Below are 18,311 nucleotides of genomic sequence, written 5' to 3' on the forward strand. Positions count from 1 at the left end.
GTCGAAATGCGAACCGACTGCCCTCCTCCGCCGAGGATACTCTTCGTCAGATCAGCTGTCCGAGGATGTTCGGTGGATGACCGTCAAGCACCCGCTCCAGTGGAGTTCAGTCCACGATTCCGCGAGCGTCGAGTGCCCGGCCTGTGTCCTGGGCGTACTTCACCGAGCGGAGGATGGCGGGGACCACTCTGGCCTTGATGCTCGAGTCGAGGCCGCGGGCTCGCGCAGCACGGTCAGCCTCCCCCAGCAGTCCGGAGATATGGGAGATGGCCCGGACCATGAGGCTAGCGGTCAGGGCGATCGTGTCAGGACTGGCGCCGAGGAATCGCAGCGGTGAGACGATCACGGTGAAGGTGTCGAGCAGCTGCGCCACGGTTGTGGTCAATGTCAGCAGCAGCGCGGCCTGCACGCAGGCGAAGACGGTGCCGCCGACCGTGAGACCGGCGCGCAGCGATCCGAAGAAGTACTGCATGGCCACCACGATGATGATCAGCACTGCCGCATAGATCCAGGTCTTGAGGAAGTGGTGCGGTCTCAGCCTGGCAGTGAAGCCGAGGACCACGAGGACTGCGAACATCGACCAGTTGATGACCGGGTCGCGGAAGATCAGTGCGAAGACTCCGATCAGGGCGATGACAGCAAGCTTCACCCCTGGAGCTGTTGCGTGCAGCCAACCGGGAGTGTGCGCAACCTTCCCGAACAGCTGCGGTCTCGGCCGAATGCCGGCACGGGACCGACTGTCCGTCCGGAACCGACTGCCCGCCCGGAACCCGCTGCTCATGAGGAGTCACTCATGATCAGCTCACGGTACATTCGGGTCGCTTCGGCGGGATTCGAATCGTGGACGATGCGGCCGGAATCCACGACCAGGGCACGGTCGGCCAGCCCGGCGAAGTCGAGGTCATGGGTCGAGAAGATCACGCGCACGCCTCGGCGGGCGACGAGGTCTGCGAGGAGTCTCCGCAGCTTCTCCTTGTTGCGCAGGTCCAGCAGCGTGGTCGGCTCGTCGAGGACCAGGATCTGCGGGTCGACAGCCAGAACGGCGGCCAGAGCCACGAGCTGCCGCTGTCCGCCGGAGAGCTCGTAGACACTGCGTTCAGCCAGGTCAGCGACGCCCAGCTCCTCGAGAACGGCCAGGGCAGCAGCGCGGCGCTCCGACTTCGGGACGCGTTTGCGCAGGGAGAGCTCGATGTCTTCGAGTGGAGTCGGCATGACCAGCTGCGCGGCAGGGTCGGTGAAGACGAAGCCCACCCGAGAACGGACCTGCTTCACCTCCTCAACCGGGTCGAGTCCGTCGATGAGAACTCGGCCGGAGTTGGCTGTGACCAGCCCGTTGAACAGCTGCAGCAGCGTGGACTTCCCGGACCCATTGGCGCCGATGATCGCGACCGTCGGCTCGTCCAGGGTGACGTTGACGTCGGTCAGTATCGGGCGGTAGACATCACCGGTAGGGGTGTCGTCGAGAACTCCGACCGAGACCTCGGAGAACGAGATCTGCTCCGTCGCCGGTCCTGCAGAATCGGGATCTGGTCTGCGTGCGAAGATCACTGTGCCGCAGTGCCTTCGGCCACACCCTCAACGCCGGTTCCTTCGGAGCCAGCGCCTGCAGAGCCAACACCCGCAGAGCCAGCGCCTACAGTCCGCGCGTGCGGCACCGGCGTCGGGCCACCTCGGCGGCGGAGAACATCGGGGAATGCCCGGTGGATGAGGATCGCGACGGACACGGCGAGGACGTTTTTGATGATGTCGCCGGGCCAGTACACAAGGTCGGCGACGGCGGCCACACCCAGGGGCAGGTCGGCGTTGATCGACATCCCGAGGATTCCGAGTGGATGATTGAGCAGCAGACTCGAGCCGAGTGCCCCGAGGAACAGCGCGACCCACAGCTTCGCTCCGCGGAAGCGACGAATGGCCCAGCGGGCAACGAAGCCTGTGGCCAGGGCGTAGAGCGTGAACGAGGTGATGTAGCCGGCGCTGGGACCGGCGAGCACACCGATGCCGCCGCTCATGCCGGAGAAGATCGGCAGACCCAGCAGGCCGAGGACGACGTAGAGCAAGACGGCCGCACCACCGCGCCACGGTCCCAGCACCAGGCCACAGAGTGCGATGGCGAAGGTCTGCAGGGTGATCGGCACACCGGCCGGGCCCACCGGCACCGGGGGCATGATTGCGAACGCCGCCAGCAGAGCGGCGAAGACCGCGATCAGCGCGATATCGCCGGCTCTGCCAGCTGAATTCCTCCGCGATCCCCTCGCCGAGGCGGTGCTGCCGATGTGCTCTTGTGACATGAGTTCTCCGATGGTGAGGTGGCACCCGAGACCTATTCGGGCACCACCCACCTTAACTGAACACCGTTCAGGAGTTGTAGTCGGGGAACAGAATCATTCCCATTCGATGGTGCCCGGAGGCTTGGAGGTGACATCGAGGACGACCCTGTTGATGTCGTCGACCTCATTCGTGATGCGGTTGGAGATGACGGAGAGGACATCGTAGGGAACCCGTGTCCAGTCCGCGGTCATCGCGTCTTCGCTGGAGACCGGGCGCAGCACGACCGGGTGGCCATAGGTTCGTCCGTCGCCCTGGACTCCCACGGAGCGGACGTCAGCGAGGAGGACGACTGGGCACTGCCAGATCTCTCCGTCGAGGCCGGCCTTGGTCAGTTCTTCGCGAGCGATGGCATCGGCACGGCGCAGGATCGAGAGACGGTCCTCCGTGACCTCGCCGATGATGCGGATTCCCAGTCCGGGGCCGGGGAACGGCTGGCGGGAGACGATGGCATCCGGGACTCCGAGCTCACGGCCGATGGCGCGGACCTCGTCCTTGAACAGGGCGCGCAGGGGTTCGATGAGTTCGAAGGTGATGTCGTCGGGCAGCCCGCCCACATTGTGGTGGCTCTTGATGTTCGCAGTCCCGGATCCGCCACCGGATTCGACGACGTCGGGGTAGAGCGTGCCCTGGACCAGGAAGCCGATCTCTTCGCCTTCATCCTTAGCCTCGAGGACGAGGTCGGCTGCCGCCTGCTCGAAGGTGCGGATGAACTCGCGGCCGATGATCTTGCGCTTGGTCTCCGGATCGGTGACGCCGGCGAGTTCGGAGAGGAACTGCTCACGCGCGTCGATGGTGACCAGACGGACGCCGATCGAGTTCACGTAGTCGTTCTCAACCTGTTCGCGTTCGTTCTCACGCAGGAGACCGTGGTCGACGAAGACGCAGGTGAGCTGGTCACCGATGGCCTCATGAACCAGAGCCGCCGCCACGGAGGAGTCGACTCCACCTGAGAGGGCGCAGATGACCTTCTTCGAACCGGCGCGGGCACGGATGAGTTCGATCTGCTCGTCGATGACCGAAGCATTGGTCCAGTCGGCAGTGAGTCCGGCGACATCGAACAGGAAGTTCTCGAGGATCTGCTGTCCGTACTCGGAGTGGAGGACCTCGGGGTGCCACTGCACACCGGCGAACTTGCGTGCCGCACACTCGAAGGCGGCGACCGGGGTGTCCGGGGTCGATGCGAGCACATCGAAATCAGCGGGCGCCTCGGCGACGGAATCTCCGTGAGACATCCAGACCTTGTAGCTGTTCGGGGTCTGGGCCAGCAGCGAACCGGTGCTGGAGACCGTCACCGGTGTCGAACCGTACTCGCGCTTGTCGGTCTTGGCGACCCGTCCGCCGAGGGTGGTCGACATGAGCTGGAAGCCGTAGCAGATGCCCATGGTGGGCACGCCGAGATCGAAGACAGCGGTGTCGAATCCGGGGGCGCCCTCGTCGTTGACGCTCGAGGGTCCGCCCGAGAGCACGATGGCGATCGGATTCTTGGCCGCGAACTCCGCGGCCGGTGCGTCATGGGCGATGATCTCGGAATACAGTCCGGCCTCGCGGATCCGCCGGGCGATGAGCTGCGCGTACTGTGCACCGAAATCGACCACGAGGACAGGAGGCACCTGTGTGCTCTGGGTTTGCGTCATGACCCAATTCTAAACACCGGGCACCCAGTGCCCAACTACTGGCCTCAGCTCTTGGGAGCGACCACCACGGCCGCTGCCAGCTCGGCTTCGACTTGACGGTTGATTCTGCGTTCGAGGATGAACGACATCACCGGAACCACGCCGGCCAGGGCCAAGACGATGTAGCGGCCCAGCGTCCAACGCATCTGCTGGTTGAGCCAGAAGCAGCCGATGAGGTAGACGACGTAGCACCAGCCATGGCAGATCGCGATCGCGGCGGCCAGGTTGAAGCCGCCGAAGTTCAGCGCCGTCGAGGAATCAGCGGCGATGAGGTACTTGTAGATCATCTCGACGGTGAGGATGAGGAGCATCGTTCCCGTGATGATGGCCATCACGCGATAGAACTTGCACGCGTTGCGTGCCGAGGTGAAGCGCTTGACACTCCACACCTCGCCGTCATCGAAGTCGGGGCGGGAATCCAGGGACTCGGGTTCTTCGCTCACGCTCAGTTTCCTCCGGTCGGGGTGGTGTTGGTCGAATTGGCGTTGGTATTGGTCGAGTCGTCGTCGGTCGAGTCGTCGTTGCCGCCTGCTGCGGGTCCGCTGCCTGCTGCGGGTCCGCCGCCTGCTGCGGGTCTGCCGCGGCGGCGAGGCTTCTTCGCTCCATGCTTGTGAGCGGGAAGCCCGGTCAGTCCCGACATCACCTCGGGATCGATCGAGGCCTGACCTGCGGACTTGACGACAACATACTCGACTCGGTTTGTCGGATCCTGAGAATCAGGGTCGCTGCCGAGCCGGCGGCGCACGAAGTCATCGCGCAGAAGCTGCCACCACATATACAGGGCCATGACGGCGAAGATGAGCCATTCGATCGCGTAGCCAGCGGACTGCAGATCGAATCCGCCCTCCTCCCGCGTCGTCGTCGGCGGCACGAAGGACAATCCGTCGGTCGCGATGGAAGCGGCGTCCCCGGTGGCCTCTTCGGGGATGAGGAAGCCCGAATAGGTCAGAAGGTCGGGGAACAGGTTGATCAGCTGTGACGTCGAGACGCTGCGCACCTGCCCCTCGGGCAGCGAGTTGCCGGGCATCGGACCCTCAACGGGGCCGATCTGTGCCTTCATCTCGACTGGGCCCTCTGCCGCACGGGACTCCATGGCGGTTTCCTCATCGGTGGTGAAGCCGCGCAGAACCGGAATCGCAATGGTCTTGTCAGAGGCGTCGGCGCCGGCCGAATCGCCGAGGCGGGCATCATCGGGTGCGAACATCGTCACAACCCAGAAGCCGTTGTCCCCATCGAGGACGCGCCCGGGGACGACGACCTGATCGTCCGGGAGCCAGTGTCCGGACAGGCTCACCCGCTGATCGGCCAGGATGCCCGGCATCGGGGCCTGGGCCTCCATAACGTCATTGAACGGCACGATCTCTTCGACATTCGCCGAATCGACGGCATCGTTCTTGTGCTGAGCCCGGTCGACCTGCCAGGCGGAGAGTCCGACGAAGCAGGTGACCAGGATGAGCACGAAGAGCAGGGACCCCAACCACTTGGGGGTCAGCGCCAGGCGGAACAGATCAGACCACCGATCCAGGCTGATAGGGCGAGACGGTGACATCCACGCGCTGGAATTCCTTCAGATCGACATAGCCTGTGGTCGCGAGAGCACGGCGCAGGGCGCCGGCGAGGTTGAGTTCGCCGATGGCGGTGCGTCCGGGTCCGAACAGAACCTGTTCGAGACTGCCCACGGTTCCCAGCTCCACGCGGTGCCCGCGGGGAAGTTCAGGGTGATGCGCCTCGGCGCCCCAATGCATTCCCCGGCCCGGGGCCTCTGTCGACCGGGCCAGCGCGGTGCCGAGCATGACAGCGTCGGCTCCCACACCGAAGGCCTTGACGATCTCACCGCTGGTACCCAGTCCGCCATCGGCGATGACGTGGACGTAGCGACCACCGGATTCATCCATGTAGTCACGCCGAGCGGCGTGGATATCAGCGATCGCCGTGGCCATCGGGGCGTGGAGGCCGAGGGTCTTACGTGTCGTCGCCGCCGCTCCTCCGCCGAAGCCGACGAGGACACCGGCGGCACCGGTGCGCATGAGATGCAGTGCCGCCGTGTAGGTTGCGGCGCCGCCGACGATGACTGGCACGTCGAGCTCATAGATGAACTGCTTGAGGTTGAGCGGCTCGGACTTCGAGGACACGTGCTCGGCCGAGACCGTGGTGCCGCGGATGACGAAGATGTCGACACCGGCATCGATGACGGTCTTGTAGAACTGCTGAGTCCGCTGCGGTGTCAGGGCACCGGCGACGGTGACTCCTGCTTCGCGGATCTGTTCGAGTCGAGAGGTGATGAGTTCTGCCTGGATGGGCGCGGAGTAGAGCTCCTGCATCCGTGCGGTCGCCATCTCGGCCGGCAGCTGGGCGATTTCGGCCAGCAGCGGAGCGGGATCCTCATAGCGGGTCCACAGACCTTCGAGGTCGAGAACGCCCAGGCCACCGTGCTTGCCCAGAGCGATCACGGTCTCCGGGGACATGGCGGAGTCCATGGGTGCACCGATGAATGGGAGGTCGAACTTGTAGGCGTCGATCTGCCAGTCCAGCGATACGTCCTCGGGATCTCTGGTGCGCCGAGCAGGGATGACGGCGATATCGTCGAGTGAATAGCCGCGACGACCGCGCTTGCCTTTGCCGATTTCGATTTCAGAACTCACCCGAACAGCCTATCCCACCGCCCTGACGCCGAAGACTCAGCTCACTATGAGGAACGGTGCGTCTCCTTGGGCAGTACGGTCTCTCAGCGGGCCAGGTAGTCGGCCACAACCGCCTCGGTGGCGGCGACGAAGGACCGCACGTGCGGCAGGTGCGCTTCGCGTTCACGCACATGCATGACGACGCGGCGCACGGGCGTGGGATCGGCGAGGCCGACTGCTCTCAGACCAGGTCGCAGCTGGGCAGACGACAGGCGCGGCAGAACGGTGATGGCCAGGTTCGAAGCGACGAGGGCCAGCGCAGCGAACTCGTCCTCCGAGGCGGCGAAGGTTCGGGGCTCGAATCCGGCCGCGGCGCAGGCGAGGTCGACGACCTTGCTCGTCGGACCGGCCCACAGGTCGTAGTCGACCCACCGTTGGTCTTCGAGGTCTTTGAACGGGATGGATTCGAGCCTCGCAAACCGGTGCCTGTCCGAGACCACGACCCGGTAGTCGTCGTCGAAGAGGACCGTGCGCGTCATTCCGGGCAGGTGGACCTCGTCATCCTGTGGAACTTCGCTGCGGATCTCGATCGTGCAGTGACTGCGGCGGACCTTGGCCGGTTCATTGAGTTGGATGTCGAAGCGCATGTCCGGATGTTCGAGTGCGACCGGCTCGATGATCCCTGGCAGCAGCCCGGCGTTGAATGAGGTGAATGCTGCGATGCGCATGCGGGGCCGATTCACTGTGCGGAAGCTCTCGACCAAGGTGTCGAGCCTGTTCAGACCTGTAAAGACGTCCGCGGATTCCTCGGCCAGTCGTTTGCCCAGGTCCGTGATCTCGATGCCGCGCCCAGACCTGCGATAAAGGGGGACGCCGACGGCCTTCTGCAGAGTGGTGATGTGCTGGCTGACCGTGGCCGATGTGTAGTTGAGGCTCCTCGCAGCGTCGACGACGGAGCCTGTGGCGACGACGGCCCGCCAGATGCGCAGTCGGTTGAGATCCCACATGCGCCCAGACTAGTCGATGATCGTTCGGTCATGCCGAATGGTTGTTAACAAATGATTGCTTTTCCCAATCTGTTCTCTCGGGGTGACCTGCGGCAGACTTGAGGAAGAGCCCTTCGCGCCCGAGTCAGAACGATTTGCGCGCAGCATCTCGGGCCGTCATCGTGCAGCGTCGCATTTGCCACTCCGACCAGGTCATCCGCCTGGTCGCTGTCCCTGAAGGAGCGCCATGACCGGAGCCGAGCTCATCACCATCGCCGGAGCTGCGACTGTCCTTGCTGTCACCCCCGGCCCCGAGACGATCCTCACCGTTCGTCTCTCAGCCCTGCGCCGCAAGGCCGGGCTGATCTATTCGCTCGGCTCCGCGACCGGCATGACGGTCTGGATGATCGCGGCGCTGACCGGAATCTCCGCGCTGCTCACAACCTTCCCCTCTGCTCTGCTGGTCCTCAAAGTCGTCGGCGGGCTCTACCTGTGCCTGCTCGGCGTGCTGGCTGCCCGGCAGGCACTGCGGATCCGTACCGAACTGCGTGGAACACCCCCGCGCGGACAGGTCAGCGAGATCGTGGCGGCCACCGATGATCTCGGCGAGCTTGAGACCGCCGGGATCGGTGCCGAGGTGGATGCCGGCTCCCCTACTGACGCGATCGCTGACTCCGGTTCGAAGAAGTCGTGGGGACAGCTGCGGTCGGTCATCTCGTATCGTCGCGGCCTGTTCTCTTCATTGAGCAACCCGAAGGCGGGGCTGTTCTTCCTCGCCGTCATGCCGACCCTGGTGCCGTCCTCCGCCGCCGGAGTCGACTACCTGCTGCTCATTACGGTCGTGATCGGGTTGATGCTGGCCTACCAGATTCTTCTCGCCTTCATCGCCGGCATGGCAGCGGCCGCCCTCCAGAGGCGGAGCACCGACTTCTACATCGAAGCGGTCTCCGCCGCTGTCCTCGTCGTCATGGGCATCGCCGTCATCGCCATCCCGATGTAGCACCAATCGACGCCGAGTCTGGCGCAACGCAGGCGAACGTATTGCAGGCGAACCTGACACCGACGAAGGCGGCCAGCCAAGAGCGCCGGCAGAAGGCACAGAAGCCACTGACAGGAGAGCGCCGTCAGAGCGCCATGTCCGGAAGACGCGGAAACAGCCATGTCCGGAGATGCAGAAACACTGACGGCATTTCATAAAGGTGCGGGCCGGGGATAGCACCCCGGCCCGCACCTTCTTCATGTCGTCTGGTCAGCTGGCAGGCGGTACGGGACCGCTGCCACCGGGACCACCGAGTGGACCGTCGTCCCCGGCGCTGGCTCCGCCGTGTCCGACGGTTCCGGCCGAACCGTGTCCTGCGGTTCCGGCTCCACCGTGTCCGGTGCTGCCGACTCCGCCGGTTCCGATTCCGCTGTTTCCACTGCCAGCGGTGTTGGCGCTGCCGGAACGGCGATCGGCTCCACCGTCATTGTCGACAGCGGCTTCGACATCGACCTTGTCGAGCATCTTCGCCGCGGCATCGCGACCGCCCAATCCGAAGGCGAGTGCAGCAGCGGCCGCGCCGCCGATGACCACAGCACCGAAGGCCAGGTTGATGATCGAATCGGCCAGTCCCATGTAACGCAGACCCATCGCGATGAAGAGTGCGATGGCCGAGTAACGCAGAACTTTGCTCGCAAGAGAGTTCGTGATGAACTTCCCGATCAGACCTGCAACCAAGAAGCCTGCAGCGATAATCGCAGCGCCGAAGAGGACGCTGCCGCCGAGGTCGAGGATCTCGTTGAGGATGTTCGTGATCTCGGGGAACCCGAGCATCCGAGTCGCCATGATCGCAAAGAAGATCATGATGGCTACCTGGACGATCTTGGTGATCACGCTCGAGGCACTGGTGCCCTCGGGAGCGATTCCGATCGAGCTGACAGCACGATCCGTGCCGACTCCACGCAAGAGCTCTTCGAGCAGGTTGCCGAGGAATTTCGCGATGACTCCGCCGATGGCCAGCAGGATGCCGGCCGCGATGATGGCAGGAATGGCGTTGAGGAAGAGCTCCAACATCTGCTGTGCCGGCTGCGAGATGGCCGCGATGCCCAGGACCTGGAGTGCCGATATCGCCACCACGATGATGATGATTCCGAAGACGAGGTTGCCCGCGAGCGACGAGATCTTGGCATTCGCCTCAGCGTTCGGGTTCCCGGCACCCTGCTGAGGCTGACCCTGCTGATCCTGATGAGGCTGGTCGTAGGCGGCCTGCTGAGCATTGATGTTGTTGTGCTGCGGTTCGACACCCGTCGATGCACCGACGACGCCTGTGGCGCGATCTCCCAGCGAGCTGAACTTCGATGTCAGCTTCGTCAGGTCGACGGCGTTGAGCGCAGTCTGGACCAGCTGCTTGGCGATCTTGGCAAAGACGAATCCGATGAAGAAGATGACCCCGGCACCGATGATGTTCGGGAGGAAGCCGAAGATTCCGTCGAGCAGGCCCTGCAGCGGTGTGAGCACCTGGTCGAGGTTGAACAGCTGCAGAACGGCGATGAGGCCGAGCAGCCAGATGATCAGGCTGCCGATCTGACCGATCGATTTTCCGATCTGCTGCCCGTCATTGCCGTCACGTTGCAATGCCGGGATCTTCGCCACCAGTTTTCCGATCGCCCATTTGACGATCGATGCAATTATCCATGTAACGATAAGAATGAGTATCGCCAGTCCCACTTTCGCAAGAACTGACCACAAGTCTGACATTTGCATTTCCGTCATCTCCTTCGGCTGAGGCGAATGAACACTCGAATTCGTTGCGAATGCACACTCTGATTTTCGCTGTTGCTGATGTGGAGTCTATTCACATCAGACACTCAGAACAAGGGCAGATGGTGGCTTGATGTCGAATAATGACGCGATCGATAACCTCACGCAAATCCGTCCACATGGGTATCTCAGCGCCTTAACAATTCGTATATATTCAGATCACGATTCGGCATCGAAGCGATGACATGATCGAAATATCCCAATCCGAAACAGAGAATTCGCGGCATGCCGCAAAGAGAATCCATGAATCCTTCAAAAAGTGAAGCACATGCGAATTCATGGAGAACTGACGAATTCGAGTGGCACATTGTCGATGAGATGCGTTCCTCCGACCGTCGCGGACACGAGCAGGAGCGCCTGCCCACGAAAGTCGGATGCACAGGGTTGGAAAGTTCGCGCATCGACAAGGCTGAGATAGCCGAGCGTGAGGTCGCCGCGATCGGCGGCGGGGTCGAGCACCAGCTTCGCCGCCCTCTCGACGATTGTCGGAGGCTCATCTCTCGGAGACCAGTCGGCTGCCGCCTGGGCCGCGGCGTCAAGGGCGCGAGGAATCGCCAATGCAGCCGCTCGATCCGCCGGCGCCAGGTATTCGTTGCGGCTCGACATCGCCAGTCCATCTGCGTCCCGGACGACGGGAAGACCAATCAACTCGATGTCGAAGTTGAGGTCGGCGATCATCCGTTTGACCAGGCAGAACTGCTGGATGTCTTTGAGGCCGAACACCGCGGAGTCCGGTGCCGTCAGGGTGAAGAGCTTGGCCACGACAGTGAGGACCCCGTCGAAGTGCCCGGGCCTCGCCTCGCCTTCGTAGACCGCACCCATCCGGCCGGAGGACACGGTGACCTCGGGCGCAGACGGGTACATCTCCCCCAATGCCGGCGCGAACACGAAGTCCACTCCAGCGGCCTCGCAGACTTCCAGGTCTGCTTCGAAGGGCCGCGGGTATTGGAAGAAGTCCTCGTCGGTACCGAACTGCAGCGGGTTGACGAAAATGCTGGTCACCACCGAATCACCCGATGCTCGTGCCCTGTCCATCAGCGCCTGATGACCAGAATGCAGGGCACCCATCGTCGGCACCAGTGACACGGTGCCCGACTGCCGTCTCCGCCAGGTACGCAGGGCCTGGATTCCGCCGACCTCCATCACTCGAAACTCCGTTCGGGCTCGGGGAATTCGCCGCTTTTGACCTCATCGACATAGCGGCCGACAGCATCGGAGAGCACTGAATGCAGGTCGGCATATCGTTTGACGAATCGTGGCGCCTTGCCTGTGCGCAGGCCCGCCATATCCTGCCAGACGAGCACCTGGGCATCGCAGTCGGCACCGGCGCCGATCCCCACGGTCGGAATCGTCATCTCCGCCGTCACCTGGGCAGCCAACCCCACTGGAACCATCTCCATGACCACGGAGAACGCCCCCGCCTCGGCGACGGCACGAGCATCAGCCAGCAGCGCGTCACCGGCATCCCCACGACCCTGGACCTTGTACCCGCCGAGGTTGTGCTCGGCTTGGGGCGTGAATCCGATGTGTGCCATCACCGGTATGCCGGCGGTCGTGATCGCCTTGATCCTCGAGGCCACGGCCACTCCCCCTTCGAGCTTGACCGCGTGGACACCGGCCTCCTTCATGAACCGCACTGCCGTCGCGACCGCCTGCTCATCGGAGATCTCATAGCTGCCGAAGGGCAGGTCCGCAACGATCAGCGCCCGCGAGGTCGCACCGGAGACCGCTCGCGCCAGTGGAATGAGCTCATCGACGGTGACGGGCAGCGTGGTCTCGTGGCCGTAGACATTGTTCGCCGCGGAGTCTCCGACCAGCAGCGCCTCGACTCCGGCCTGCTCGAACAGTGCGGCCGTGTACTGGTCATAGCTGGTCAGCATCGCCCAGCGGCGACCTTCGGCCTTGGCCTTGATGAGGTCGAGAGTCCGCACACGACGAGGTGGGGACGCGGCTGCACCGGCAGCTGCAGTCTGACTGGCGCCGCCACCGTAAGGCGGAGTCATCTCTGCCTGGTCGGTCGTGGAGTTCTCAGGCTGTGCCGGTGCGGAACTCTCGGGACGATCTGGTGTCGGATTCTGGGACAGGGGCATGGGCATCCTCTTCGGTCGGCCTTCGTCTGGGTGGCTGCGCATCGTCAGCGCCGCGTGGGCGCAAGTCGGCGGCAGGCTGTGGCGCCGGCCGAATCACGCGGGTTCACATTCGGGTCGACTCGGATTGCGAGCCAGTTTCCAGACTAGATCATTGACCCTGGTCCACCGCACGGTGGTGTTTTACATTACGAGCATTGATGATTAAACTCAAATCTGCGCAAAACTTTTTCAGGGGCGCACAGCTCCATTCCATGGGAGCACCGCTCCACTCTGCGAAGGACGATGATGACCACAACAGCTTCGATCGAGCTCACCCTCAAGGACATCTCCGCGAAGGGTGCGAACGACGATATGTGTTCGACCGACCTCATCGATGCCCCGTGGGACGTCGACGTCAAGCCCGGATACGGGCCCGGCGCTTCGATGGACGATCCGATTCCCGTCGCTGCCCCACGCCAGGGTGAGATCCCCGCCGAGTACCGGGACGCTTCAGCGGAGGAACTCAATGACCGGATCATCCGGGCCAAGGAGAAGCTCGGCGATCGAGTCGTCATCCTCGGCCACCACTACCAGCGGGTCGAGGTCGTCGAGCACGCGGACTACATCGGCGACTCGTTCATGCTCGCCAAGGCTGCCCAGAACCATCCCGAGGCTGAGGCGATCGTCTTCTGCGGCGTCCATTTCATGGCCGAGACCGCCGATCTGCTCTCCACACCTGAGCAGTCGGTCATCCTGCCCAACCTCGCTGCGGGCTGCTCGATGGCTGATATGGCCGACATCGACCAGGTCGAGGACTGCTGGGAGCAGCTGACCGAATTGCTGGGCGACGAACCTGATTCGGACGGCAAGGTGCCCGTCATCCCGGTGACCTACATGAATTCCTCGGCCGCAATCAAGGGTTTCTGCGGCCGCAACGGCGGCATCGTGTGCACCTCCTCCAACGCCGAGGTGGTCCTAGAGTGGGCCTTCGAGCGCGGTCAGCGCGTGCTGTTCTTCCCCGACCAGCACCTGGGCCGCAACACCGCTCTGAACATGGGCATCGACATTGAGGCCATGCCGCTGTGGAATCCGGCGCGGCCCCTGGGCAACAACTCCCCCGACGCACTCGAGGACTCGAAGGTCATCCTGTGGCAGGGGTTCTGTTCGGTCCACAAGCGCTTCACCCCCGCACAGATCGCCAAGGCACGCGTCGATCACCCCGATGTGCGCGTCATCGTCCACCCTGAATGCCCGCAGGAGACGGTGGCCGCGGCCGATGACTCCGGATCCACCGCCTACATCACGAAAGCCATCGCCGAGGCGACCGAGCCCACCACATTCGCCATCGGCACCGAGATCAACCTCGTCCAACGGCTGGCAGCCGAACATCCCGAGCACACGATCTTCTGCCTCGATCCTGTCGTGTGCCCGTGCTCGACGATGTATCGGATCCACCCCGGCTACATCGCCTGGGTCCTCGAGTCCCTGATCGACGGCAAGGTGATCAATCAGATCTCCGTCGACGCCGAGGTGGCCGATCCCGCTCGCGTGTCCCTTGAGCGAATGCTCGCCGCGAAACCCCGGATCTGAGCGACTCATGGCTCACATCGTCATCATCGGCTCCGGTATCGCGGGACTGACTACCGCCCTGCGGCTGGCAGGTGGACATGACGTCACCGTCGTGACCAAAGACAGTCTGGGCGAGTCGAATACGGCCATGGCTCAAGGTGGGATCGCCGGTGTCCTCGCGGCCGAAGACAGCGTCGAGTCGCATATCGACGACACCCTGATCGCAGGCGCCGGACTCAATGATGAGGCCGCCGTCCGCGTACTGTGCACCGAGGGCCCCGACCGAATCCTCGAACTCGCCGCCGCCGGCGTCACCTTCGACACGGATGCCTCCGGGCGCTGGGCCAGGGGCATGGAGGGTGCGCATTCCGTGGGGCGCATCTTCCATTCCGGCGGCGATGCCACCGGCCGTGCGATCACCGCTGCCCTGGTCAAGGCCACCCGCGCCGAGGCGGCCGCTGGGACCATCGCTGTGCGTGAGCATTCGATGCTCGTCGACATCGCCACCGGCGCCGGTGGCTATGTCGATGTCGATGTCGATGTCGATGTCGATGCGTCGACCAACGAGGGCAGGGCCACCGGCGTCAGCCTGCTCCACGACGGTGCGCTCGAAATGGTGGCCGCCGATGCCGTGGTGTTGGCAACGGGTGGCGCTGGGCAGCTCTTCGCACACACGACGAATCCGCCGGCTGCGACCGGTGACGGTCTGGCCGCCGCGATCCGTGCCGGTGCTGACGTTGCCGACCTGGAGTTCTTTCAATTCCACCCGACTGCGCTTGCCGGCACGGGGTTCCTCATCTCCGAGGCCGTCCGCGGTGCCGGTGCCGTGCTTCTCGACGCACACGGTCACCGCTTCATGCCCGACATCGATCCCCGAGCTGAGCTCGCGCCACGTGATGTCGTTGCCCCGGCGATCCACCGGACGATGGCGGCACAGAACGGGGCGTTTTGCCATCTCGATGCCAGAGCCATCCCCGAAGTGAGCGCTCGTTTCCCGTCGATCACACGCGGCCTTGCAGCCCACGGACTCGACCTCGCCACCGATCTCATCCCCGTCACTCCGGCGGCGCACTACTTTATGGGCGGCATCGCCACCGACCTGGATGGCCGAACCTCTGTCGACAGACTCTTCGCAGTCGGTGAAGTCGCCTGCACCGGTGTCCACGGCGCCAACCGTCTGGCGTCCAACTCCCTGCTCGAAGGTGCAGTGTTCGGGGTCCGCGCGGCTGAGGCGATTATGACGCTAGAGCCGATGCCGGACTTCAGAGGAGAACTCGGCGATGCCTCCTGTGCCTCTGTGTCTATCGCGCGGGACGATCTGAGGGATCTCGCGTGGACCCACCTCGGGGTGGAACGAAATGAAGCGGGACTGCGGGCACTGCTCGACCACCTCGGCGAGGATGGCCCGTCCTTGACGGATCGCGAGGGTGGCCACCTCGGCGAGGGTGGGTCGTCCGTGACGGATCGTGAGGGTGGCCCGTCGGCGGCTGGTCGCGAGGGACTCGAGACCGCGAATCTCACGCTCATCGCGCGGCACATTGCGGCTCACGCCCTCGCCCGACAGGAGAGCCGAGGTGCCCACATCCGCACCGACTTCCCTGTGTCCAACAGCCTGCCGACGCAGCAACAGCCTGCATCCGTTGTCCCCGTTCCCACCACTTCCCTGTTTCAGGAGGCCGCCTCATGCTGAGCGCCACAACCATCGACTCCGCACTCCGGCTTGCTCTCGACGAAGACGCACCGTGGGGCGATATCACCGGTGAGACGTTCATCCCTGCCAGCGCCTCGGCGACGGCGAAGTTGAGCGCACGCGAGGCCGGAATCCTCGCTGGAATTGATGTATTCGCTCGCGCCTTCACCCTCGTCGACCCTCGCGTCGATGTGGATCTCACCAGCGCCGATGGAGATGTCTTCGCGGCTGGCGACACATTGGCTACGGTTTCGGGACCGGCACGTGCGGTTCTGCAAGCCGAGCGGATCGCACTGAACTTCTGCCAGCGCATGAGCGGAATCGCAACACAGACCAGAGCCTTCGTCGATGCGGCGTCGTCGAATACCGCAGGCGCGAACACGGCCGGTCGAGGTGTGCGCATCGTCGACACCCGCAAGACCACTCCGGGGCTACGGGTCTTCGAAAAGCACGCGGTGGTCTGCGGCGGTGGGCACAACCACCGATTCGGGCTCTCCGACGCGGTCATGGTCAAGGACAACCACCTCGCTGTTCTTGCTGGTGAGAACGCCGATGTCAGTGCCGCAATTCGGTCGGCTCGGGCTCAGTTGTCGCACACGACGACGATCGAGGTCGAGGTCGATCGCCTCGAGCAGATCCATGCGGTGCTCGACGGCGGAGCCGATGTCATCATGCTCGACAACTTCACCCTGGCCGATCTGCGTGCCGGAGTCGAGCTCATCGCCGGACGTGCGATCGTTGAGGCCAGCGGCAACGTCACCTTCGAAACCGTCGCAGACATCGCCGCTACCGGAGTCGACGTCATCTCCTCGGGAGCGCTGACGCACACTGTCCGCGCGATCGACCTGGGCCTCGACCTGGTTCTGGACGCAGGCTGATATGGAACTCGAATCGGCCCTCGATAACGGCGGTGTTCCGCTCTACCTCGACACAGCCTCGGCGGCGCCCGTGCGCAGGGAGGCACTCGAGGCCGCCTGGCCATATCTGACCGGTGCGTTCGGCAACCCGTCGAGCAACCACGAGGTCGGCCGTACCTCGGCAGACGCACTCAAGGACGCGCGCAGACGGGTGGCGAAGGTGCTCGGCATGCGCAGCACCGACATCATCTTCACCAGCGGCGGCACCGAATCCGACAATCTTGCGATCATCGGTATCGCCCTCGGGGCTGGGGCCGGTGGCGCTGCTGACTTCGGTGGCGGGGCTGGGGCCGATGACGCTGCTGGGGCCGGTGGCGCTGCTGACTCCGGTGCGGGGCCGGATGGTCGGCCACCTCGGCGCCATATCGTGATCTCCGCCCTTGAACATGAGGCTGTGCTCGCCGCGGCGGACTTCCTGGCTCGTCGGCACGGGTTCGAGATCACGGAGGTGCCCGTCGCGCCCGACGGCACGATCACGGTCGAAGCACTTGGTTCGGTTCTACGCGAGGACACGCTCCTGGTCAGCCTGGGGTATGCGAACAACGAGATCGGCACGGTCGCCGATGTCACAGCCCTCGCCCGGATTGTTCACGATGCCGGCGCGTTCTTCCACACTGATGCTGTGCAGGCTGCAGGTTGGCTCCCGCTGGGCGGCCTCGGCGTCGACGCCATAAGCCTGGCTGGGCACAAGGTCGGTGCGCCGAAGGGAATCGGGGTTGCTGCGATTCGCGCACGGATCCCTCTCGAACCCCTCATCCACGGCGGCGGTCAGGAGTCCGGGCGTCGGTCGGGGACAGAGAACGTTGCCCTTGCCGTTGCGTTTGCCACCGCGTTGGAACTGGCCGAGGCGGAACGCGTCGAAACCGCCGGCCGAATCCAGGCCATCCGTGATGACTTCATCGCCGAGGTTCTGGCCACGGTTCCCGGGGCATTCCTCACAGGAAGCGAGTCATTGCGCAGTCCGAATCACGCCTCGTTCTGTTTCTCAGGTACAAGCGGCGAGGCCGTGCTGCTCGAGCTTGAACGCCTGGGCATCACTGCCTCGAGTGGCTCAGCCTGCGCCGTTGGCTCGGACGAACCATCGCATGTGCTCACCGCGTTGGGCATCGACGATGATCTCGCGAAGACAAGTGTGCGCTTCACCTTCCCGGCAGACTTCACCCCCGAAGCGGGTCAGCGAGCAGCGCATGCCGTATCTGCGGCGGTGAAGAATTTGGCTCTCAGTTACACCTGAGCAGCCTGAGCAGTCATTCGTTGAAGAGTGTGTCGATGACTTCCTGAGCCACGAACCTCGCATGCAATATCGGTCGCCTAGCCGGATCAACCGATACCGGAGGCACCCACGCCGGCCTGCCGTCTGTGAGCATCACCGTCTCCCACTCCGACCGATCCAACAAATGATGATGAGCAGAACAACTCAACATCATATTATTGACATCCGTCTTGCCCTGCTGCGCCCACTCGACAATATGGTGAGCATCGCACCACCCCGGCGGAGCATCACAACCGGGGAACGTACATCCCTGATCACGAGCAGTGAGCACCGCGATCTGTTTGGCATTCGCGAACCGATTCTCCGTGACCACCTGCATCGTCTTCGCCTTGTGTGAGACGAGTTCGAAGAACACCGCCCCGTTCAACCCGTGACGAACCAGCTC

General features: G+C 63.9%; 17 protein-coding genes. 5 read left to right on the plus strand and 12 right to left on the minus strand.

Annotated features, from left to right (window positions below; genetic code table 11):
* Positions 1-106: 106 nt before the first annotated feature.
* The 8 genes from FO013_RS15875 to FO013_RS15910 form a co-directional block, all read right to left on the minus strand.
* The gene (locus FO013_RS15875) at positions 107-781 is read right to left on the minus strand and encodes a CbiQ family ECF transporter T component (RefSeq protein WP_260848191.1); all 675 of its coding nucleotides are present in this window, start codon (positions 779-781) and stop codon (positions 107-109) included.
* Entirely contained in the window at positions 778-1,548 is a 771-nt protein-coding gene (locus FO013_RS15880) for an energy-coupling factor ABC transporter ATP-binding protein (protein ID WP_143923521.1), read from the minus strand. The genes FO013_RS15875 and FO013_RS15880 overlap by 4 nt, the downstream gene beginning before the upstream one ends.
* On the minus strand, positions 1,545-2,288 hold the full coding sequence (locus FO013_RS15885) for a biotin transporter BioY (protein WP_143923522.1): 744 nt from the start codon (positions 2,286-2,288) through the stop codon (positions 1,545-1,547). The genes FO013_RS15880 and FO013_RS15885 overlap by 4 nt, the downstream gene beginning before the upstream one ends.
* Before the next feature lie 93 nt (positions 2,289-2,381).
* Positions 2,382-3,962: a glutamine-hydrolyzing GMP synthase gene (gene guaA, locus FO013_RS15890; protein WP_143923523.1), complete on the minus strand. Its 1,581-nt coding sequence runs from the start codon at positions 3,960-3,962 to the stop codon at positions 2,382-2,384.
* A 44-nt stretch (positions 3,963-4,006) separates the two neighbouring features.
* Positions 4,007-4,444: a DUF3817 domain-containing protein gene (locus FO013_RS15895; RefSeq protein ID WP_143923524.1), complete on the minus strand. Its 438-nt coding sequence runs from the start codon at positions 4,442-4,444 to the stop codon at positions 4,007-4,009.
* A 2-nt stretch (positions 4,445-4,446) separates the two neighbouring features.
* Positions 4,447-5,550: an SURF1 family protein gene (locus FO013_RS15900; RefSeq protein ID WP_260848192.1), complete on the minus strand. Its 1,104-nt coding sequence runs from the start codon at positions 5,548-5,550 to the stop codon at positions 4,447-4,449.
* Positions 5,510-6,643 carry a GuaB3 family IMP dehydrogenase-related protein gene (locus FO013_RS15905; protein WP_143923525.1) on the minus strand — a complete coding sequence of 378 codons (1,134 nt, stop codon included), beginning with the start codon at positions 6,641-6,643 and terminating at the stop codon, positions 5,510-5,512. The genes FO013_RS15900 and FO013_RS15905 overlap by 41 nt, the downstream gene beginning before the upstream one ends.
* An 83-nt stretch (positions 6,644-6,726) precedes the next feature.
* Positions 6,727-7,629: a LysR family transcriptional regulator gene (locus FO013_RS15910; protein WP_143923526.1), complete on the minus strand. Its 903-nt coding sequence runs from the start codon at positions 7,627-7,629 to the stop codon at positions 6,727-6,729.
* 226 nt (positions 7,630-7,855) lie between these two features.
* Between FO013_RS15910 and FO013_RS15915 the strand changes: the two genes are divergently transcribed.
* Entirely contained in the window at positions 7,856-8,608 is a 753-nt protein-coding gene (locus tag FO013_RS15915; RefSeq protein ID WP_143923527.1) for a LysE family translocator, read from the plus strand.
* Between the two features lie 249 nt (positions 8,609-8,857).
* Here the strand turns inward: FO013_RS15915 and FO013_RS15920 are convergent, their stop codons facing one another.
* The 3 genes from FO013_RS15920 to panB form a co-directional block, all read right to left on the minus strand.
* The gene (locus FO013_RS15920; RefSeq protein WP_143923528.1) at positions 8,858-10,345 is read right to left on the minus strand and encodes a mechanosensitive ion channel; all 1,488 of its coding nucleotides are present in this window, start codon (positions 10,343-10,345) and stop codon (positions 8,858-8,860) included.
* 339 nt (positions 10,346-10,684) lie between these two features.
* Entirely contained in the window at positions 10,685-11,551 is an 867-nt protein-coding gene (gene panC, locus FO013_RS15925; RefSeq protein WP_143923558.1) for a pantoate--beta-alanine ligase, read from the minus strand.
* Positions 11,551-12,498 carry a 3-methyl-2-oxobutanoate hydroxymethyltransferase gene (gene panB, locus FO013_RS15930; RefSeq protein WP_143923529.1) on the minus strand — a complete coding sequence of 316 codons (948 nt, stop codon included), beginning with the start codon at positions 12,496-12,498 and terminating at the stop codon, positions 11,551-11,553. The genes panC and panB overlap by 1 nt, the downstream gene beginning before the upstream one ends.
* A 285-nt stretch (positions 12,499-12,783) precedes the next feature.
* On the opposite strand from panB, the gene nadA reads away from it, so the two are divergent.
* From nadA to FO013_RS15950, 4 genes are read left to right on the plus strand one after another with little or no spacing between them, the layout of a single operon-like run.
* On the plus strand, positions 12,784-14,067 hold the full coding sequence (gene nadA, locus FO013_RS15935; RefSeq protein ID WP_143923530.1) for a quinolinate synthase NadA: 1,284 nt from the start codon (positions 12,784-12,786) through the stop codon (positions 14,065-14,067).
* Positions 14,068-14,074: 7 nt separating this feature from the next.
* Positions 14,075-15,736: an L-aspartate oxidase gene (nadB, locus tag FO013_RS15940; protein ID WP_143923531.1), complete on the plus strand. Its 1,662-nt coding sequence runs from the start codon at positions 14,075-14,077 to the stop codon at positions 15,734-15,736.
* Positions 15,730-16,614, plus strand: coding sequence for a carboxylating nicotinate-nucleotide diphosphorylase (gene nadC / locus FO013_RS15945; protein ID WP_143923532.1), 885 nt, complete (start codon positions 15,730-15,732; stop codon positions 16,612-16,614). Before nadB ends, nadC begins: the two co-directional genes overlap by 7 nt.
* A 1-nt stretch (position 16,615) precedes the next feature.
* Positions 16,616-17,887: a cysteine desulfurase family protein gene (locus tag FO013_RS15950; protein ID WP_143923533.1), complete on the plus strand. Its 1,272-nt coding sequence runs from the start codon at positions 16,616-16,618 to the stop codon at positions 17,885-17,887.
* A 13-nt stretch (positions 17,888-17,900) separates the two neighbouring features.
* Here the strand turns inward: FO013_RS15950 and FO013_RS15955 are convergent.
* Positions 17,901-18,311, minus strand: a 411-nt coding sequence (locus FO013_RS15955; protein WP_143923534.1) for an HNH endonuclease signature motif containing protein, incomplete at its 5' end; no start/stop codon positions are given.

The sequence above is a fragment of the Brevibacterium aurantiacum genome (assembly GCF_007558825.1).
GTDB classification, from domain to species: domain Bacteria; phylum Actinomycetota; class Actinomycetes; order Actinomycetales; family Brevibacteriaceae; genus Brevibacterium; species Brevibacterium aurantiacum_A.